The organism is Nesiotobacter zosterae, from assembly GCF_033843645.1.
Lineage (GTDB): Bacteria > Pseudomonadota > Alphaproteobacteria > Rhizobiales > Stappiaceae > Pseudovibrio > Pseudovibrio zosterae.
On record NZ_JAWXVZ010000001.1, the window covers coordinates 513,541 to 531,359 of the forward strand.

General features: G+C 54.4%; 18 protein-coding genes. 7 read left to right on the forward strand and 11 right to left on the reverse strand.

The features are described 5' to 3' along the window. The first annotated feature begins 298 nt into the window (after positions 1 to 298). From Q3Y58_RS02495 to Q3Y58_RS02510, 4 genes are read left to right on the forward strand one after another with little or no spacing between them, the layout of a single operon-like run. Positions 299 to 1,015, forward strand: coding sequence for a MotA/TolQ/ExbB proton channel family protein (locus Q3Y58_RS02495; protein ID WP_319620858.1), 717 nt, complete (start codon positions 299 to 301; stop codon positions 1,013 to 1,015). Further along, positions 1,016 to 1,423, forward strand: a complete 408-nt coding sequence (locus Q3Y58_RS02500) for an ExbD/TolR family protein (protein ID WP_319620859.1) — start codon at positions 1,016 to 1,018, stop codon at positions 1,421 to 1,423. Then, positions 1,420 to 1,812: an ExbD/TolR family protein gene (locus Q3Y58_RS02505; protein WP_319620861.1), complete on the forward strand. Its 393-nt coding sequence runs from the start codon at positions 1,420 to 1,422 to the stop codon at positions 1,810 to 1,812. Before Q3Y58_RS02500 ends, Q3Y58_RS02505 begins: the two co-directional genes overlap by 4 nt. Then, positions 1,809 to 2,975 (forward strand): energy transducer TonB, encoded by a 1,167-nt coding sequence (locus tag Q3Y58_RS02510; protein WP_319620862.1) that lies wholly within the window; start codon positions 1,809 to 1,811, stop codon positions 2,973 to 2,975. The genes Q3Y58_RS02505 and Q3Y58_RS02510 overlap by 4 nt, the downstream gene beginning before the upstream one ends. A gap of 18 nt (positions 2,976 to 2,993) precedes the next feature. On the opposite strand, the gene rirA is transcribed toward Q3Y58_RS02510, so the two are convergent. Continuing rightward, positions 2,994 to 3,464 (reverse strand): iron-responsive transcriptional regulator RirA, encoded by a 471-nt coding sequence (gene rirA / locus Q3Y58_RS02515; RefSeq protein ID WP_274220232.1) that lies wholly within the window; start codon positions 3,462 to 3,464, stop codon positions 2,994 to 2,996. Positions 3,465 to 3,673: 209 nt separating this feature from the next. Next, positions 3,674 to 4,882: a zinc metallochaperone GTPase ZigA gene (gene zigA, locus Q3Y58_RS02520; RefSeq protein WP_319620864.1), complete on the reverse strand. Its 1,209-nt coding sequence runs from the start codon at positions 4,880 to 4,882 to the stop codon at positions 3,674 to 3,676. Between the two features lie 230 nt (positions 4,883 to 5,112). Here zigA and Q3Y58_RS02525 point away from each other — a divergent pair, with 230 nt between their 5' ends. The 3 genes from Q3Y58_RS02525 (at position 5,113) to Q3Y58_RS02535 (ending at position 8,783) form a co-directional block, all read left to right on the forward strand. Continuing rightward, a complete protein-coding gene (locus tag Q3Y58_RS02525; RefSeq protein WP_319620866.1) occupies positions 5,113 to 6,006 on the forward strand; it encodes an aldo/keto reductase in 894 nt (297 codons plus the stop codon). A 375-nt stretch (positions 6,007 to 6,381) separates the two neighbouring features. Beyond that, the gene (locus Q3Y58_RS02530) at positions 6,382 to 7,767 is read left to right on the forward strand and encodes a cytochrome ubiquinol oxidase subunit I (protein WP_319620868.1); all 1,386 of its coding nucleotides are present in this window, start codon (positions 6,382 to 6,384) and stop codon (positions 7,765 to 7,767) included. Between the two features lie 8 nt (positions 7,768 to 7,775). Then, positions 7,776 to 8,783 carry a cytochrome d ubiquinol oxidase subunit II gene (locus tag Q3Y58_RS02535; RefSeq protein ID WP_319620919.1) on the forward strand — a complete coding sequence of 336 codons (1,008 nt, stop codon included), beginning with the start codon at positions 7,776 to 7,778 and terminating at the stop codon, positions 8,781 to 8,783. 62 nt (positions 8,784 to 8,845) lie between these two features. Here Q3Y58_RS02535 and Q3Y58_RS02540 read toward each other — a convergent pair whose 3' ends face one another. From Q3Y58_RS02540 to Q3Y58_RS02580, 9 genes are all read right to left on the reverse strand, one after another. Continuing rightward, entirely contained in the window at positions 8,846 to 9,178 is a 333-nt protein-coding gene (locus Q3Y58_RS02540; RefSeq protein WP_319620869.1) for a GYD domain-containing protein, read from the reverse strand. After that, on the reverse strand, positions 9,178 to 9,612 hold the full coding sequence (locus Q3Y58_RS02545) for an OsmC family protein (RefSeq protein ID WP_319620870.1): 435 nt from the start codon (positions 9,610 to 9,612) through the stop codon (positions 9,178 to 9,180). Before Q3Y58_RS02545 ends, Q3Y58_RS02540 begins: the two co-directional genes overlap by 1 nt. Before the next feature lie 18 nt (positions 9,613 to 9,630). Continuing rightward, positions 9,631 to 10,920, reverse strand: coding sequence for a TRAP transporter large permease (locus Q3Y58_RS02550; protein WP_274220238.1), 1,290 nt, complete (start codon positions 10,918 to 10,920; stop codon positions 9,631 to 9,633). Between the two features lie 31 nt (positions 10,921 to 10,951). Continuing rightward, positions 10,952 to 11,467, reverse strand: a complete 516-nt coding sequence (locus tag Q3Y58_RS02555; protein WP_274220239.1) for a TRAP transporter small permease — start codon at positions 11,465 to 11,467, stop codon at positions 10,952 to 10,954. A 25-nt stretch (positions 11,468 to 11,492) separates the two neighbouring features. Continuing rightward, a complete protein-coding gene (gene dctP / locus Q3Y58_RS02560; RefSeq protein ID WP_274220240.1) occupies positions 11,493 to 12,500 on the reverse strand; it encodes a TRAP transporter substrate-binding protein DctP in 1,008 nt (335 codons plus the stop codon). A gap of 280 nt (positions 12,501 to 12,780) precedes the next feature. Then, positions 12,781 to 13,959 carry a BaiN/RdsA family NAD(P)/FAD-dependent oxidoreductase gene (locus Q3Y58_RS02565; RefSeq protein WP_319620871.1) on the reverse strand — a complete coding sequence of 393 codons (1,179 nt, stop codon included), beginning with the start codon at positions 13,957 to 13,959 and terminating at the stop codon, positions 12,781 to 12,783. A gap of 109 nt (positions 13,960 to 14,068) precedes the next feature. Then, positions 14,069 to 15,157 carry a TRAP transporter substrate-binding protein gene (locus tag Q3Y58_RS02570; protein ID WP_319620873.1) on the reverse strand — a complete coding sequence of 363 codons (1,089 nt, stop codon included), beginning with the start codon at positions 15,155 to 15,157 and terminating at the stop codon, positions 14,069 to 14,071. A 91-nt stretch (positions 15,158 to 15,248) separates the two neighbouring features. Further along, positions 15,249 to 15,827: a TetR/AcrR family transcriptional regulator gene (locus tag Q3Y58_RS02575; protein WP_274220243.1), complete on the reverse strand. Its 579-nt coding sequence runs from the start codon at positions 15,825 to 15,827 to the stop codon at positions 15,249 to 15,251. Between the two features lie 597 nt (positions 15,828 to 16,424). After that, complete coding sequence (locus Q3Y58_RS02580) at positions 16,425 to 17,633, reverse strand: TIGR03862 family flavoprotein (protein ID WP_319620874.1); 1,209 nt, start codon at positions 17,631 to 17,633, stop codon at positions 16,425 to 16,427. Positions 17,634 to 17,819: the final 186 nt, after the last annotated feature.

The window sequence follows — 17,819 nt, forward strand, 5'->3', positions numbered from 1 at the left end:
ATGAGTGTCATTCGCGTCTGACACTGGCAGGCAAAGTCATGCCCGAACTCAGTAGCCAGCCACCCGCTCCTCCCTCGTCGGCAAGCCAGCTACACTTTTCTGAATGTCGGGGTCATCTCCGTAGAGGCCTGCACAAAACCCCAATAAATGATAGGGGTGTTGTCTGCGGGCATCTTGGTGTTGAACGTGAAGTCTTGCGCTGCTCTAGCTGGGTCTGTCAGGAGCTAGACAATTTTGGATAGTTGATCAGCGGGTGGTTAAAGCATCCGCTTTCCGGGGATTTGAAAAGGAATATTCCGTGCTGTCATCTGTCGCTACGTCGGGGTACGGCGAGTTTTTGGGGCCTCTGGTTTCCTTGCTGGAAAAAGGTGGCTCGGTTGTCGGATTGTTGCTTGTGCTCAGTCTGGCCGCCTCGACTCTCGTTGTGGCGAAACTCATTCAGTTCGTCCGGGCCGGTATCGGTCGGCACGCCCGGGCGAAGACGGCGGTAGAGCTTTGGCGCAAGGGATACATGGATGATGCGTATCGTATGGTAGCGCTCCACCGGTCTCCGGTGTCTGATGCCGCTGCTCACACCATGCGCGGTCTCCGCAACCCTTCGCTCGATAAGGCTCTCATCCGCGAAGATGTTGAGCGTATTTGCCTGACGCATTTGAACAGCCTGCGCAGTCACTTTCGTGCGCTGGAAATGATTGCACAAATCGCACCTCTTCTTGGCCTGTTCGGAACGGTGCTCGGCATGATCAATGCATTTCAGGCCATGGCAGATGCCGGAGCGCAGGTAAACCCCGCCGACCTTGCCAGTGGTATTTGGGTTGCGCTTTTGACCACGGCGGTTGGCTTGGCTGTTGCAATTCCGTCTTCTGTCTTGCTCACCTTTTTTGAAAGCCGGGTCGAGCGGGAACAGGCTGCAATGGAATTGGTTGTGACACACCTGTTTACTGGAGCCGCAACGGAAGACGATCATGCGGTTGTTTCTGTGCGCGAACGTAAGGCGAAGCTTGAGGTCGCCTAGATGCAGCTCGGAAACACCCGTCGCCGCAGTCGTGCGCCGTCGCTCACATCGCTCATTGACGTCATTTTTCTGCTCCTCATGTTTTTCATGTTGGCCTCAACATTCTCCATCTATCAGCGGCTGGATGTGTCCTCCGGTGCCTCGGGCGAGAGTGAACACGCGCAAAAACCGGTGATCATCAGGGTGCAAAATGCAGAGCTCGTAGTTGTTGATGGCATAGAAGTCTCCGCCGAAGGTCTTGGCGCGCATCTGGCCGAGATGGACCTTGCCACGACGCAGTTGATTGCCGTTCTGCCGGAGAGCGAGTCGGTTGTTCAGGACGTCGTCAGCGTTCTTGAGCTGGTTACAAATGCAGGCTTCAAGCCGACGCTGGTCGGAAGCTCCAGCACGTCGGAGGCGGCGCAATGAGGCTCAAAACCACAAAGAAGAAAAGTGCCTTTGAGAGCACCATCCCGCTTATAAATATTGTCTTCCTCATGCTCATCTTCTTCATGGTGGCAGGCACCATTGATACGGATGTCGCCCGCGATATTCATCCGCCTCAGGTATCTGGTGAGGATGAGCGGGACCGTGTGGCCAACGCTCTGGTGATTGATGAAGAGGGCATTTTTCATTTTCAGGACGCGGTGATCGCACCGGAGGACCTTGCTGCCGTCGTGGATCAGGGAGAGGAGCAATCTCTACTGATCATTGCGGATAAAAACCTGAAGGGCACCGAACTCACAGCGATGCTCAAAGATTTAAAGACCGCGGGCATTCAGAAGATTGAACTGGTTACGGTGAGAGCAACCCAATGAACAAAAAGGGGAGTGGGCTCGGCTGGGGTGTGCTGACCGTTAGTCTGATGGTGTCTGTTGGTGCGCATGCGCTCCTTCTTTCGCGCTGGAAAGTTGAGAGTGATGAAGTTTTGATGCGCGGGGGATCCGGCATCACCATCGCGCTTGCCGGTTCGCTGGAGGACCTGATCGCGGGCCAGGATGAGACAGTGGCCCCTTTAGATGGCCAGTCGGAGCCTGATCCGAAGCCCGAACCCGTTGAAAAAGAGGTTCAGCAAGAACCAGTTGAGCAGGCCGAACGGGAAGCTCCTGTCGAACTTGACAGACCCGAGCCAGAGCCGGTGGAAAAGGCAGAGAAGGTTGAGATCGAGCAGCCCGTAGAGCAGGCTGCAGAGCCTCCGCTGCCGGTTGAGGTTGCGCAGGCTCAAGAGATCGAAGCGCTGCAGCTTGGCGACGAAGTCGCGGAAATGGTGCTGCCTGAAGCCGTTCTTGAACAGAAAAATGAACCCGAAGACCAGACAGAACCCGAGCAAACGAACACAATTCCAGAGCCAGAGCCAGAGCCAGAGCCAGAGCCAGAGCCAGAGCCAGAGCCAGAGCCAGAGCCAGAGCCAGAGCCAGAGCCAGAGCCAGAGCCAGAGCCAGAGCCAGAGCCAGAGCCAGAGCCAGAGGTTCAAGTCATAGAGCAGGAGGCGCCAGTCGAGATAGTGCAGGCGGTGCCGCGTCCTGCACCTCCGCGCCCGGAAAAGCCGGTTGAGCGTCGTTCTCAGGCTGCCAAGCAGGCGGGGGCCGAGTTCAACTCACGCCGTGGGTCGATCAGCTCTCAGGCTTCGGAAAACACGGGAACCGTGTCAGGACGGGGCGATGTGAGTTCTGAAGAAGGCAACGCGGCCCGAGAAAATTATCTGGGCAAGGTGGTGCGCAAGCTCTACCGTGAAGCGCAACGCAGCTATCCGTCGTCAGCACGCCGCAAGCGCATTGAAGGCGCGCCGCAAGTGTCCTTCGTGATTGGCCAGAGCGGCCAGATTCAAAGCTTGCGCATCTCGAAGAGCAGTGGCCACAAAGAGTTGGATGAAGCCGCTTTGAAAGCTGTCAGGCGGGCAGCGCCATTCGCCAGATTGCCAAGTGTCATGGGCAGAAAAACTCTGCCAATCCGTGTGCCTATCAGATTTTCTTTGAGGTGAGGATCGTAGAACGGCTGCTCAGGCGTGAGCAGCCGCGCTCGGTTGCAGCGCAATATCTTCCATTTGCAGAAGATAGCGAATGTTGGAGCGGTTTTCTGCCAGCTCAGCGATCGTGCATTTGTCCAAAACAGCCAAAAAGGCTTGAAGGGCTTCGTGCAGAACACTGTTAAACCCGCAGTGATTGACCAGGGGGCAATCTTGCCGACCGCTGTCAAAACACTCTGCCAATACAAACGACTCTTCAGTTGCTCGTACGACCTGACCGACAGTGATTTCCTCGGCTGGGCGTGGCAAGACAATGCCACCATTCCGGCCGCGAATGGTCTTCATGAGGTCGGCATCGACCAGCACCTTCATGATTTTGAAGAGGTGTGTCTCCGACATGGAGTAGGCGGCTGCAATGTCAGCGACTTTGCTTGGCTTGTCCGGATTAGCCGCGCAGTACATAAGAGCGCGCACCGCGTAATTGGTCTGTTGCGTCAGTCTCATAGTTAAATCTATGTGCCCTCAATGAGGTATCGTCAACATAAAAGTTGCAGGTGAAACTCAACAATAGACGATTGATAGTTTAGAGTCATTAAAAAAATGGGCTAGAACGGCCCTGTGTGCAACTATTTAATTTCGAGGCAGAGCGTAAAGGCCAATCTCATTCGCCGTCAGGCCTTGCCACCAAGGCCTGAGGCTATCTCGAATGGATGCTAGGCAGCTTGTCGGTCCCAAGAAGGGAATGGGTCAGGCAGATCGGTCCAGAGATCGGGGGTGAATGCGGCTGATGACACAAGGCAGGCGTCGAGTGTGGCTCTGATACGGGCCTCATCCATGGGGTCACATCCGATGAACACCAGTTCCTGTCGGCGGTCACCCCACATCGGATCCCAGTTCGCTTCCATGGTCTTACGGAATTCCGGGTTTTCTGGCCAGTACTCTTTCGGAGCGGCTGCCCACCAGAGCCCGCACTTCTCAGTGCGCACCAACGCACCCGCTTGGCTCAGTTCGCCTACATACTGTGGCCGTGTTGCTAACCAGAAAAACCCCTTGGCTCGAACAACGCCGGGCCAAGAAGTGTTGATGAAACGCTGCAGTTTGGCAGGCTCAAATGGTCTCCGCGCGCGATAAACAAAGGAGCGGATGCCGTACTCTTCTGTTTCCGGAACATGGTCCTTAAATCCATAGAGCTCCTTGTACCAAAGCGGATGCTCATGGGCTTTTTCAAAATTAAAACGGCCGGTTCCAAGGACCTCGGTTATCGGTACCTGCGCAAAGTCTGCTTCAATGATATGAGCTGAAGGGTTCAGGGATGCGATGATTTTGCGCGCCGCATCCAGATTACCCGGGCCAGCTGAAGAGACCTTGTTGAGTACGATCGTATCCGCGAATTCCATCTGATCAACCAGAAGGTCGACCAGTGTGCGCTCATCGTGGTCTCCCAAGGATTCACCGCGGTCTTGCAGAAAGTCGGCAGAACTGAAGTCTTTGAGCAAACTGGCCGCATCCACAACGGTAACCATGCTATCCAAGACAGAGACATCAGAAAGGCTCTGGCCATCTTCATCAACGAAGTCGAAGGTCGCAGCCACAGGCAGCGGCTCAGAAATGCCCGTGGATTCGATCAGCAAATGATCAAAGCGACCCGCTTCGGCCAGCTTTCGAACTTCTTGCAACAGGTCATCGCGCAAGGTGCAGCAGATGCAACCGTTTGTCATCTCAACCAGTTTTTCGTCGGTTCGGGACAGATTGGCGCCGCCTTCCCGCACCAAGCTGGCATCAATGTTCACCTCGCTCATGTCGTTTACAATGACCGCTACGCGTATGCCCTCTCTATTGTTGAGGATATGATTGAGGAGGGTTGTCTTGCCTGCTCCAAGGAACCCGGAGAGAACGGTTACCGGTAATTTATCTGGCTTCACGTCTGCGCTCCACTTCGTAAGTGTGATACGTAATAACATAACGCTATAAAGACCATGCTATTCGCCCCTGTCAATCCAAACTGTGAAGAAGTGGGCCTGATTGCTCTGTGTAACGCCCGTCACATACCGGTGATCGGGCTTTTGTTATGAGCTAGCCTACCTAAACGGAAGCCATGATCAATGGCGGATCGCCGCACATCTATCTCACTCACCCGCATAGGATGAAATGCATGGAACGTATTGAGTTGAAGGAAGGCTTGGGTTTGAGCCGGCTTGTCTATGGCATGTGGCGACTGGGAGACGACGCGGATCGAAGTCCCGCACACGTGCAAAGGAAGATCGAGTTATGTCTAGAACAGGGCATCACCACGTTCGATCAGGCCGATATCTATGGAGACTATGAAAGCGAGCCGGTTTTCGGTGAAGCGCTCAAAGCGTCCCCCTCTCTGCGCAAAGAGATTGAGATCGTCACAAAGTGCGATATCAAGCTGCTGAGCAGCAAGTATCCTGAACGCCGTGTCAAATACTACGACACCTCTGCAGAGCACATCCGTGCTTCCGTCGACACCTCTTTAGAGCGCATGAAGACAGATTATGTGGATGTGCTGCTGATCCACCGTCCTGACCCGCTCATGGACCACAGGGAGACGGGAGCCGTTCTTGACGAACTGATTGCATCCGGCAAGATCCGCGCTGCGGGTGTTTCGAACTTCAAGCTGCACGATTGGACGCTGCTCCAGTCTGCCATGTCCAACAAGCTGGTCACAAACCAGATCGAAGCCAGTCTTGTTTGCACCGAGCCGTTTGTGAATGGCGATATCGCCTATCTCCAGGAGCGCGGCATTCCTCCAATGGCATGGTCACCTCTTGGTGGAGGGCGGTTGGTGCCAGGCCAAGAAACGCCGTTGGGCCGGGCCCTTGCTCGTGTGGGGGCGGAGTTTGGCGTTGATGCCAGTGCTGTTGCGGTTGCATGGCTTTTGAAACACCCAGCAAACATTTTACCTGTGCTTGGCACCAATGCGCTGGAACGCATTGCCAAGATCTCCGATGCCCTGAAAGTGGAGATGGACCGGGAAACGTGGTTCGAACTCTACACACTTGCGAACGGCCACGACGTTCCTTGAAACCGGCGCTCGCTAGGCAGGTTGGAGCAGGTCAGGTGTTGGCCTGCTTTGGCCCCGCAAACTGGAGTGCTCCTGATCAAAGCTTGAAACTTGTTTAGCCAGATCAGACGAGCCAATTTATTGATATATTACATGACCTTGGCAATGTGTGGGGCTTAACGATACCGGCCTGACCGCAAAGCCTCCGCCAAAGTGCCCTAGGGGATTCAAAGGTGAAACAGAATGCTCTGCGGTGCCTTGTCGCAGAACTCTGTTTCGGTTCGGAATGCTACCTATAATCATTCTCAAAAGCACATAACCCAAGACGGGAAACAATGGTAATGCCGACGCTAGAAATCGGCAGTTTCGCGTCACAACAGTGTTTGAGGAAGGTACATGGACACCCTGATCCTCTCGCGTATTCAGTTTGGCGCGAACATCTCGTTTCACATCTTGTTCCCGACCATCACAATTGCGCTCGGTTGGCTACTGCTGTTCTTCAAGCTGCGGTTCAACTCGACGCAAGACGGCAAGTGGATGGAGGCCTATCAGTTTTGGGTCAAAATCTTCGCCTTGACCTTTGCGCTGGGCGTGGTGTCAGGCATTACGATGTCGTTTCAGTTCGGCACCAACTGGCCTGGCTTTATGGAGAAGGTCGGAAACATCGCGGGGCCATTGCTTGCCTACGAAATCCTGACGGCTTTCTTTCTGGAAGCTGTGTTTCTGGGCATAATGCTCTTCGGCTTTTCAAAGGTTCCGAACTGGCTGCATACCGGAGCAACCGTCTTGGTGGCTTTCGGAACGACCATGTCTGCGTTCTGGATCTTGGTGCTGAACAGTTGGATGCACACACCCGCAGGCTTTGAGTTGCGCGACGGCGTTGTACACGCGACTGACTGGATGGCCATCATCTTCAACCCTTCCATGCCATACCGTCTAGGTCACAAACTTCTGGCCTCTGGTTTGACTGTTGCGTTCCTGGTCGCAGGTATCTCCGCATTCCGCATGCTCATCGGTGATCGCGGCGCGTCCGTACGGGCCACGTTCAAAACCGCTGTTGTTCTCGCTGCTGTCCTTATGCCACTTCAGATTTTGATGGGCGATAAGCATGGCTTGAACACCCTCGAGTATCAGCCGCAAAAGGTCGCGGCCATGGAAGGCAATTGGGAAACGCAAGGAAACGTACCTCTGGTACTCTTTGCAATTCCGAATGAAGAGACCCGGGAGAACCATTTTGAGGTTGCAATTCCAAACGTTGCTTCGCTCATTCTCACGCACTCGTTTGACGGTGTCGTGCCGGGTCTTAATGACTTCGTGGCTGAGGACGGTACGAAGATGCATCCTCCGGTCGCTCCTGTGTTCTACAGCTTCCGCATCATGGTAGGCATCGGCTTCCTGATGTTGGCGGTCAGCTGGGCGGCGGTCTACTTCATGCTGCGCAAGCGCCGCGGCGTTGAAGGTGTTCCCAAGCTCATGCTCTGGGGTTTCCTTGGCATGACCTTCTCAGGTTGGGTTGCAACACTGGCCGGTTGGTACACGACCGAGATTGGGCGCCAGCCTTGGCTCGTGGAAGGTGTGCTCACCACCGCAGCCGCAGTTGGGGACGTGCCGCCGTCAATGGTTCTTAGCTCGTTGATCGGTTACTTGGTCATCTATGCGGTGCTTCTGGTCGCCTACATCAGCGTGATCTTCTATCTGGCCCGCAAGGCGTCCAATAAAACCGGTGAAACCCTCTGGGCGCAGCTGAAGCCAACCGCCCCAATCAACCAGCCTGCGGAGTAGTGGCCATGATGATCTTTGGCGACCCGACCATCTCATTGCCCATCATCTTTGCGGTGCTATTGGGTTTCTCCATCTTGGTCTACGTGGTCTTGGATGGCTTTGACCTCGGAGTGGGCTTGCTGAGCCCACTCACAGAAGAAGTGCATCGGGACAAAATGATTGCATCCATTGGACCGTTCTGGGATGCAAACGAAACCTGGCTGGTACTCGCTGTGGGTTTGTTGCTTGTCGCGTTCCCCGCCGCCCATGGCACCATTCTCACTGCACTCTATGCCCCGGTGTTCATCCTGTTGCTGGGGTTGACCTTGCGTGGTGTGGCCTTTGAGTTTCGGGCCAAGGCGCCTGCTCACAAGAAGAAGGCGTGGGACGCAGCCTTCTTTGCCGGTAGTTTGATGGCCTCGTTGTCTCAGGGCTTCATGTTGGGTCTTTACATCATGGGCCTTCAGTTCACTCAGGTGTCGCTGGCGTTCGCGTGCTTGACCGCGGTGTTTCTCACCGTTGGATACAGTTTCATCGGCGCGACTTGGCTCATCATGAAAACAGCGGGGGAGCTGCAGCTGAAAGCAATCCGCTGGGCGCGTCAAGGTTTGTGGGGCGTTGGCTTGGGGCTGATTGCAATCTCGTTTGCAACTCCTTTCGCGAGCGAGCGTATCTTCTCAAAGTGGCTGGAGTTTCCGGAGGCAATTTTGCTAGCACCGCTTCCGCTCATGTCGCTGGCGCTTCTTGCCATGTTGTGGCTTGCCCTGCAGCGTCTGCCAACCAGTAATGACAGTTGGGCTTGGGCACCATTTGCGTTTGCAACCACGTTGTTTTTCTTGGCTTTCTGTGGGCTGGCATATTCCTTCTACCCTTATGTCGTCCCAGAGAAGCTGACCATCTATGAAGCTGCTGCTGCACCTGAAAGCCTCTTCATAATCTTGGTGGGTGCCTGCGTGGTGATGCCGATCATCTTTGCCTACTCGGCACTGTCCTTCTTCATTTTCCGAGGCAAGGCAACCGAGCTAAGATACGATTGATGCAATAAAAAAGCGCGGAGACAGGCTCTCCGCGCTTTTTACCGGGTGTTCGGTTTGCCGGTCTATTCCCCGTCACCAAATTTCTGATAGGTGTGCTTGCCCGCAAGGCGCATCGCTTCCACCCCATCTTCAAAACTCATAAGTGGTGTGCATTCGAATGCGCGAAGCCCACCGCCCGCCATGCACATCATCTCAAAGGCCTTCATGGTCACATTATCGGGCATTTCAATGATCGCCGTTGAGTTGAACTTCCCGAAACTCAACCATGACCCAACAAAACGGCCGCCCATTTGTTCAACCAGCGGAATCATTGTCGAAAGACGGTTCTCGGGTTTGTCGACCAACGCCTTCATGGAGTCTGCGGTAAAGGCAACTTGGATCAGATAGTGCGCCATTATTCGCCTCCCTTGTCGGCATCGCGGTGCAGAGAAAGTGTTATCTCCGCATTAAGGGTGTTGCTGACCGTACACATTTCCTTGGCGAGCTTCAAAAGGCCAAGGGCGACCTCGTCATCCTCAATACCGTCCAGTGCGACCGTTACGTCAAACCTGCCGAACCGGCTTGGCAGGTCTTCAGCCTTGGCCGCATTCACGGTGATGTCGATGTTCCCCGGTTCCAGCTTCTTTTGCTTTGCAGCCATTTCAAACGAAACACCAATACATGAGCCGAGCGCAGCCATGATCAGGTCGTAGGGCGCGCTTACCTCGGCCGTTGCTGGCGCGCCGCTCAGCGAGACATTGCCAGCATCCGTGGTTGTCGTATAAGAGCCGTCGCCATTTGAACTGAGTGTCAGTGGGCCAAAGGACTTTGGTTTGATTTTGATTGCCATTTGGCTTCAAGCCTCCGGTTAGAAGAAGTGCGCCGGCAACACCAGCGCGATTTGTGGGAACAGGGTCAAGATTACCAGGGCCATCAGGAAGATCAGCCAATACGGTATGGCCGAGATCGCTGCGGAGCCCAGTGGAACTTCATTTTTCGTCAGAGAAGAAAGAACGGAGAGGTTCAGGCCTACCGGTGGAGTAATCTGCCCGATTTCGATCATGATCGTTATCATCACGCCAAGCCAGATCGGATGGAAGCCAAGGCCTGTCAGCAGTGGGAACACGATGGGTAGGGTCATGATCATCAAGGACAAGCCGTCGAAAATGCACCCAAGGAGGAGATAGACAAGGACCACCAGCAGAAGGATGCCGTACTTGTTGAGGCCGCTGCTGGTCGCCAGCTCCAGAATGTCCTGAGGCACGCCCAGAAGAGCAACGGACTGCGCCAGAATGGTTGCGCCAATGAGCACCAAGCCGATTGCTGCATAAAGCTGAACAGCTCGATAAAGCGCTTCCCATAGCTTGCCCAATGTGAAATCGCCCCAAATGAAGGCGATGAGGATTGCCGCGCCTACACCCACGGCAGCAGCTTCGGTCGGAGTAGCCCAGCCGAATGTGATACTTCCCATGATTGCAAAGATCAGCAGCAGGATCGGCCAGATGCGCAATGTCCCGATGAGAATCTGCAATGGCGATAGACGCAGCTCCTCGCGGGGATAAAGTGATGGGTTGTGCAGGCAGCGCAGCAAGATGTATCCCATAAACATCAGGGAGACGAGCAGTCCGGGCAAAATGCCAGCGACAAACAACTGTCCAATAGAGGTCTCTGTGAGGGCGCCAAAGATGAGGAAAGACAGGCTGGGCGGAATGAGGAGCCCCAGTGTGCCACCTCCGGCCAGACTGCCAACAACCATGTGCTTGTTGTAGCCGCGTCGCGTCATCTCGGGATAGGCAACAGAGCCAATCGCCGCTGCCGTTGACAGGCTTGATCCGCTGACTGCGCCAAACAGAGTGCACACAGCAATATTGGTGTGCAGCAAGCCGCCCGGAACCTTTGTGAAGGCAGGGCTGAGTGCCGAATAGACCCGTTCGCTCAAGCCGCTGCGCAGCAGGATTTCCCCCAAAACGATGAACAGAGGAATTGCGCTCAGCGTGAAGGAGTTAAACACGTTCCATACAGCATCCAGAGCAAGAGAGGTGGCTCCACCCACGAAGAAGTGCAGAATGATCAGGCCGGTTAGACCCAGTGCCGCACCAAGAGCCGCCCCCGTAGCCGCGCTCAGGGTAAGGGCCGAAAACAGTGTTGTCCAAAACATGCGGTTTGGTCTCGTCTCGGTTGAGACGCCTTTATTGTTGCTGCGAAGTCGAAGTGCTTTTCAAGAGCAGATTAAAAAACTGAACCGTCAAAATCAGAGCGGTCAGACTGAACGAGACTGGTACCACCATCATCCATGGCACCATGGGGATGTGAGTGGCCTCGGTTTTCAGATCCAGGCGAATGGCAAACTCCATCCATGGAATGGCTTCCCAGATCAGCCAGCAGAAGAAGCTCAAGGCAACGATGGCAGACAGCGCACCCATGACTGCTCGTCCCCGCTCCGTCAAACGGTTCACCACGAGGGTCACCTGAATGTGGCTGTTGCGGGAGGTCACGAGAGGGAGCGCACACATCATGGTGACGCATAGCAGCAAACCCACCAGTTCCTCGGCGAAGAACAAAGGCGAGTTTGCAACTCGGCGCATGATGACGCTGACGCAGATTATGATGGTGATCGCAGCTGCGGCAATGGCGGAAATACAAGCAAGAAAGCGGGCCAGATAGTCCAGCCCGCATTCCAGCTTCTCTAGTGTTTTGATGATCACGAGGATCTAACCCCTTAGCCCAAAATCAGTCGCGGCCCAAAGCTTCAAGAACACGGATGCGGTACTCAGGTGCCTTGCCTCCGGCTTCCTCAGTAATTTCTTTCCAGGTTTCGGAAACTGTTTCAAGAAACAGTGCCCGGTCTTCCTCTGGGAAATCCTCAAGGAAGGTCACACCCTGTTCCCCAAGCTTTTCGCGGGCCGCGAGTTCACGCTCATAGTCGCTGGAGTATTCGTTGGTCCGCTCCCAAAGGTCATCTGCGGCTTTTGTCAATGCAGCCTTTTCTTCGTCAGAGAGGGCATTCCATTTGCGGGTTGACATGCCCAGTGTGTAAGGACCTGCGGCGATTGGGTACAGATAAGCGGCATATCCCGCCGTCTCCTGCAACGAGGCTGTGTGGGCGTATAAAGCTGGGTAAAGAGCGCAGTCAACAACGCCCGTTTTCATTGAGATGTACATCTCATTCTGATTGATGATCTGTGCAGAGACCCCAAGCTTTGTGAAGGTCATCACCTGATCGCGGGTCCAAACACGCAGCTTTTTGCTGCGAAGGTCCGCAAGGGTGCGTACAGGGTCATCGCGGCAGAACACGGAGGCATAGAGCATCGGGATGGCGAGGTTGCCGACCGTTTTAACGCCCCACTCGTCGAACTCGCTTTCAAAAATGTCCTGCACAACTGGCAGCGACGCATTCAGTTCTTCAACATTGCCAATGGAGCCCTGCACGAGAACAGCACTCAGCGCTGGCGCATCGCGGCCAAGGTAGTTCGCCCAAAGCAGGCTCATGTCAACCACACCCTTCGGCAGGGTGCGAAGCAAGTCAGCATTTTCAAGTGTCATGGAGCCGCCGTTGAACAGGCGGATGGAGAGCTCGCCATTGGAGTACTCTTCCACGTCCTTGGCAAACTTGATGAGTTCCTGCGTTTCCGGACGGCTTTCCGGAAGCGGATTGTTAAAGCGAAGCTCTTTGGCGTTTGCCGAAAAAGCGATAAGACCTGCCGCTGCTGCGGCAAAAAGATACCCGCGTACACGCATTTTAGTTTTCTCTCCAACCCCTTTAGAAACCTGACTCGCCTAACGTAAGTCTCTGACAATAAATAAAGTTTGCCCAAGAGCGGCTAGTGCGAACGAGTATTCTTAGTATAGTTTTTTTCAGCTATTGGGTACGCATGGCATTCTAAAAACTCAGGCGATTATAGTTTGCTTTTCTATTTTGTGACTTGCAAATAAAACTAGATGCTAAAATGGGAATTGAGCGGGTATTATATTCTAGATGGAGGCCTTTTGGTGTGCTGAGCTGAGAAAAGTTTTCTTCTCAGACGAACTGGCCTGCCGCATGTCCGGAGGACCAAGCCCACTGGAAATTGAAGCCACCAAGGTGGCCGGTGATGTCGACCACTTCGCCGATGAAGAACAGGCCGGGCACGTCTTTAGCCTCCATGGTTTTAGAGGAAAGGGCCTTCGTGTTGACACCGCCCAGTGTCACTTCTGCAGTGCGATACCCTTCGGTGCCGATGGGCTTTACCCGCCAATTGTGAATGGCCTCCGCTACTTTATTGAACACCTTGTCAGACTGGTCGGCCAAGCGGCCTGTAAAGCCGTGATGATCGCCGATGAATGTTGCAAGGCGTTTGGGCAGCACATCGCCAAGCAGGGTGCGGATGTCTTGTTTGGGGCTGTTCTGGCGACCGAGCTTGAGGGTTTCAAGCATATTGCCATCAGGCAGCATGTTGACGCCAATTTCCTGCCCTTCTTGCCAGTATGAGGAGATTTGTAGGATGGATGGACCGGAAAGGCCGCGATGGGTAAAGAGCATCCCCTCGCGAAACCTTGTCTTGCCGAAAGAGACCACTGCATCAACTGCAATGCCAGCAAGCTCACTGGTACGCTGTTTGAGCGCTTCGTCAAAGGTGAGAGGCACCAAAGCGGCCCGAGGTGTCACCAGCGGCAGGTCGAAGCGTTTGGCAAGGTCATAGCCAAAGCTGGTTGCCCCGATCTTGGGGATTGACGGACCACCCGTTGCAACCACCAAGGATTGGCAGCGTAACGCACCCTTGTCCGTGGCTACGCTGAAAAGTTCATCGGGTTTGTTGATTTCGCCGATCTTGGTGGAGAGTTGCACCTTCACACCCGCTCGCTCGCATTCTGAGAGCAGCATGGAGATGATGTCTTTGGCGCTGGTATCGCAAAACAATTGGCCCAGTGTCTTCTCGTGCCATGGGATGCGATAGGAATCGACCAACGCAATAAAGTCTTGCTGGGTGTAACGCTTCAGTGCGGAAACGCAAAACCTGGGGTTCTCGCCCAAGAAGTTGGCTGGCGAGGTGTGCAGGTTGGTAAAGTTGCAACGCCCGCCGCCTGAAATGCGAATTTTCTCTGCTGGCTTGCTGGAATGGTCAAGGACCAGCGTCTTGCGGCCGCGTTTTCCGGCCTCAATGGCACACATCAGGCCAGCAGCACCGGCACCCAGAACGATCACGTCAAAGTCTTGCATCTGCGCGTTATGACAGGTTTTGCAAACAGGTCAAACGCAAATACTGAGCTCTAAACAAGCTGGAGGAAGAAACCGTATCTCCCTCCAGCTGTCTTGAGCAGGCGATGTTTTAGACACCCCATACCGTGGCGCGGTCAGTGTACAGGCGGCCTTCCATGCCTTTGGTGTAAAGGGCGCAGGCTTTCATGTATTCCAGATAGGCCTCGTGGATCTTCAGGGACATGGCATCATTACCTGGGTAGTCGGCAATCACCTCTTTTGCGGCTGCGCCAAGAGCGCTGACCACATCATCAGGGAACGCAGAAATGATGGCACCTTGTTCAATCAGGGCGGGCAGCAACTTGGTGTTGTTGTACCGAAACTCTGAGGTGGTGGATTCTGCTTGTGCAGTTGCCGCATTGTCCAACACCGTTTTCAAATGCGGGCTCATGTTTTCATATAGATTCTGGTTCACGATCATCTCAAGGCCCGGCCCTGGCTCGTGAAAAGCTGGCAGATAATAGTAGGGGGCAACCTTCGCAAAGCCCAGTGCCATGTCATTCCATGGTCCCACGAACTCTGCAGCGTCAACCACACCAGACTGCAGTGCGGAGTAGATTTCCGGCGGTGGCGTCAGGACCGTGGTCACGCCCAGTTTGCGCATGATGTCGCCGCCAAGGCCTGCAATGCGCATCTTCAGGCCCACCAGATCGTCTAGGGTGGTAATTTCCTTCTTGAACCAACCAGCTGCCTGCACGCCAGAGGACCCTGCATAGAACGGCTTTACGCCGTGCGGCGCATATGCTTCGTCCCAGAGCGCTTGGCCCCCGCCGAAGCGAACCCATGCGGACAGCTCTTCCGCGTCGAGGCCGTAAGGCATGGAAGTGAAGTACATGGTGGAGCGCACCTGTCCCACCTGGTAGTAGGGCGCATTGTGGCCAATATCTGCAGCGCCACTGGCGACGGCTGAGAAAACTTCGAATGGGGGCACAAGTTCCCCACCGCCGTAGTAGGTGATTTCAATCTTGCCGTCGGACAGTGCTTCAATGCGTTTGGCAAGTTGTTCGGCAGAGGTGCCTACACCCGGAAAGCCTTTTGGGAAGGCACCCACCAGCTTCAGTTTTAGCGTGGCATTGGCAAGTGCCGGTGCGGCCAAGCTTCCCGCACCCAACACAGCACCGGTTGCGCCTGCAGTTTTCAGAAAGTCGCGACGTTTCATGGTCTCCCCCCACGTTGATCTCTGACGGCCTTTGATGGCCTTGAGGGGAGAGTAGCACAGCCTTCGAAAACTGCGAGATTATACCTATAACCTATAGGGGTTTTTCGGGAAGCTCGTTGACTTCCAAGATCGTCAAAAGCGTATCCAGATGTTCCAGGATCTCCGCCGTGTCGAACTCGATGATGTTGAAAATCTGCATGCAACGTATGCCTTCCGTTGAGAAAAACACGAGTGCTGCAAGCTCGGGATTGTCAGAGTCTTTCAGAATTCGCTCGTAGAGATCCCGATTGTACTGTCGCACCGGGTCGAGCATTGACGGATCTTCACCAATCGCTGCAAGGATGCCAAAGTTGGGTTTGTGCCCCTTGGAGAGCTTTGCTTTCAGGCCCATCAAGTGGGCCCGGATCAGCTTGTTGGGCAGTTGGTCCTTGGCAACGACCTGTTCCGCCTCGCTGACGCGCTGTTTTAGTTCCTCTGTGAAATGAGAGACCATTGCAGCAATCAATGCATTTTTGGAGGGAAAGTTGTAAAGCAGGCCGCCTTTTGAAATCCCGGCGCGTTTTGCTACCTCTTCCAGAGAAAAGACCCCGTTTCCTTGTTCAGAAACCAGCTCGATGGCAGCATCCAGTATCATACGGCGGGTATTTTGTGTTCTTGGTGGGCGCCCCACGTAAATCTCCGACAGCTATGGTGAATCGACTTCTTCACGATAACGAGGTCCATGAACCACTGTAAACACAACAGTTCGAAGCGAAGCTGGATAACAAAGCGCAGGGGGCAGAATGGTGTGCACACTAGTTTCCTAGAGGAAGTGGGATATCAGCCTTTCAGGCGCATAATATCATCGGCGATTTGCCGCAAATTTCACTGGCTCTGATCATGGCCTACGAAAGTCGATGCGACACTTTGGAGGTCCTGGACACATTTTAGCCTCATTGTTTGCACGCAAAAGCCCAGATTTAAATTTAGCCATGTAACTGTCTTCGGGAAAATGCTCCGGCCTTACTTTAAGGACGGGGGGTAGTCCCGTTGATAATAAGTCAGCGCGGCAACGCGTCATCAATAACAGTCCCAAACAAGGGGCGGGCCGGCTCGATCGGCGCAAAATGAGGCTTGAAGGAAGTGGTTCTCCTTCGATGTCTCGCTGCGGGCAAGAGTTGCCCTCCACACAGCAGATCACATGCCTCCCAAGTGATCTGCCTTGTTCGCAGACCATGGCACCGGAAACTCCCGTCCGGTGCTTTTTCTTTTTCCGGATCGGCTTATCTCACTGTGTTCTCAAATAGGCTTCTATGCCAGACGCAGCAGCCGCTGCGGTGGCGAATGCGCCTTGCAGCAAGTAGCCGCCGGTCGGGGCTTCCCAGTTCAACATTTCACCACATGCGAACACGCCAGGCTTCTTTTTCAGCATGAAGGCGGCGTTGATCTCATCAAAATGAAGACCTCCTCCGGATGAGATCGCGCGATCTATCGGGCGAGGGGCTGCGAGTGTCAGCGGTAACGCCTTTATGCGCTTGGCAAGCAGGTGTGGGTCTGATGGCACCTCTCCCGCTTCGCGCAACAGCGCTACAGCCAAAGATGAAAGATTGACCGACTTTCGCAAATGGTTTGAAAAGCTGTTTTTCCCGCGCGGCTTCTGCAGTTTTGCGACCATAGCTTCTTCGGTCAGGTCTGGCTTCAGGTCCAGCAACAGCTCCGTGTTGCCGCTCAGCGAAATAGCTTCCCTGATCTCGGCGGAAAGCGCATAGATCCCGCCTCCTTCAACACCAGTAGCGTCAATCATGATCTCGCCGGTGATCCTCCGTCCCTGATGGGTCAGGCCGATCTTTTTCAAGGGATGACCAGAGAACTTTGCTTGAAAATACTCGGAGAATTGAACCTCAAAGCCGCAATTCGACGGAACGAGCGGCGCGCTCTGAATCCCTTCTCTGGCGAAAGCCTCCAGCCAGTCACCTTTCGAGCCGAGGCGCGCCCAAGAGCCACCGCCCAATGCCAGTAGCGTCGCGTCGCTGGAAACAACATGTTCAGTGCCATCAGCGTCGGTCGCTAGAAATGAGATACCTTCAGCAAAACTTTTCCAAGTCCAACCAAGTTTGAAGTTCACACCCTGCGCATTGAGGCGTCTTAGCCACAAACGCAACAAGGGAGAGGCCTTGAAACTGACGGGAAATACCCGGCCACTTGAGCCGATAAACGTCTCCTCGCCAAGCTCAGTACACCATTGCTGTAGCGCAGCCGGAGGGAAAGCTTCAATCGAGTGAAGCAGTTGAGGCTCCTGCGGCCGGTAGCGGGTGAGGAACTGCTCCAACGGTTCGCTGTGGGTAATGTTCAAGCCGCCGCGTCCGGCAAGCAAAAACTTGCGAGCGACAGATGGCATGCGGTCATAGACCACGACGTTAAAGCCTTTGGCGCTCAGTTGCTCGGCAGCAAACAGGCCGCCGGGACCCGCTCCGATGATGGATATGGTTTGTGGCACAGGTCACTCATCTTCTCAGGAGGTTGTCTTGGCCTACTGCGCTAGTTTGTTTTGGATGGAAAATCAACAGCGTGTAAGGCGCATGAACTGGCAAAGCCTAAAGGCAGACAAAGAAGATCCTCCCGTTTTTTTACGAGGCAACCAGTTTCTCCTGCAACTTACCCGAGATGTTTGTGATGAAGTTGT

What these genes read in the sequence shown, in the direction of transcription:
- Q3Y58_RS02500 (WP_319620859.1), top strand. Translation starts at nt 1,016, where the DNA reads ATGCAGCTCGGAAACACCCGTCGCCGCAGTCGTGCGCCGTCGCTCACA.
- Q3Y58_RS02505 (WP_319620861.1), top strand. Translation starts at nt 1,420, where the DNA reads ATGAGGCTCAAAACCACAAAGAAGAAAAGTGCCTTTGAGAGCACCATC.
- Q3Y58_RS02510 (WP_319620862.1), top strand. Translation starts at nt 1,809, where the DNA reads ATGAACAAAAAGGGGAGTGGGCTCGGCTGGGGTGTGCTGACCGTTAGT.
- rirA (WP_274220232.1), bottom strand. Translation starts at nt 3,464, where the DNA reads ATGAGACTGACGCAACAGACCAATTACGCGGTGCGCGCTCTTATGTAC.
- Q3Y58_RS02525 (WP_319620866.1), top strand. Translation starts at nt 5,113, where the DNA reads ATGGAACGTATTGAGTTGAAGGAAGGCTTGGGTTTGAGCCGGCTTGTC.
- Q3Y58_RS02530 (WP_319620868.1), top strand. Translation starts at nt 6,382, where the DNA reads ATGGACACCCTGATCCTCTCGCGTATTCAGTTTGGCGCGAACATCTCG.
- Q3Y58_RS02535 (WP_319620919.1), top strand. Translation starts at nt 7,776, where the DNA reads ATGATCTTTGGCGACCCGACCATCTCATTGCCCATCATCTTTGCGGTG.
- Q3Y58_RS02540 (WP_319620869.1), bottom strand. Translation starts at nt 9,178, where the DNA reads ATGGCGCACTATCTGATCCAAGTTGCCTTTACCGCAGACTCCATGAAG.
- Q3Y58_RS02545 (WP_319620870.1), bottom strand. Translation starts at nt 9,612, where the DNA reads ATGGCAATCAAAATCAAACCAAAGTCCTTTGGCCCACTGACACTCAGT.
- Q3Y58_RS02550 (WP_274220238.1), bottom strand. Translation starts at nt 10,920, where the DNA reads ATGTTTTGGACAACACTGTTTTCGGCCCTTACCCTGAGCGCGGCTACG.
- dctP (WP_274220240.1), bottom strand. Translation starts at nt 12,500, where the DNA reads ATGCGTGTACGCGGGTATCTTTTTGCCGCAGCAGCGGCAGGTCTTATC.
- Q3Y58_RS02565 (WP_319620871.1), bottom strand. Translation starts at nt 13,959, where the DNA reads ATGCAAGACTTTGACGTGATCGTTCTGGGTGCCGGTGCTGCTGGCCTG.
- Q3Y58_RS02570 (WP_319620873.1), bottom strand. Translation starts at nt 15,157, where the DNA reads ATGAAACGTCGCGACTTTCTGAAAACTGCAGGCGCAACCGGTGCTGTG.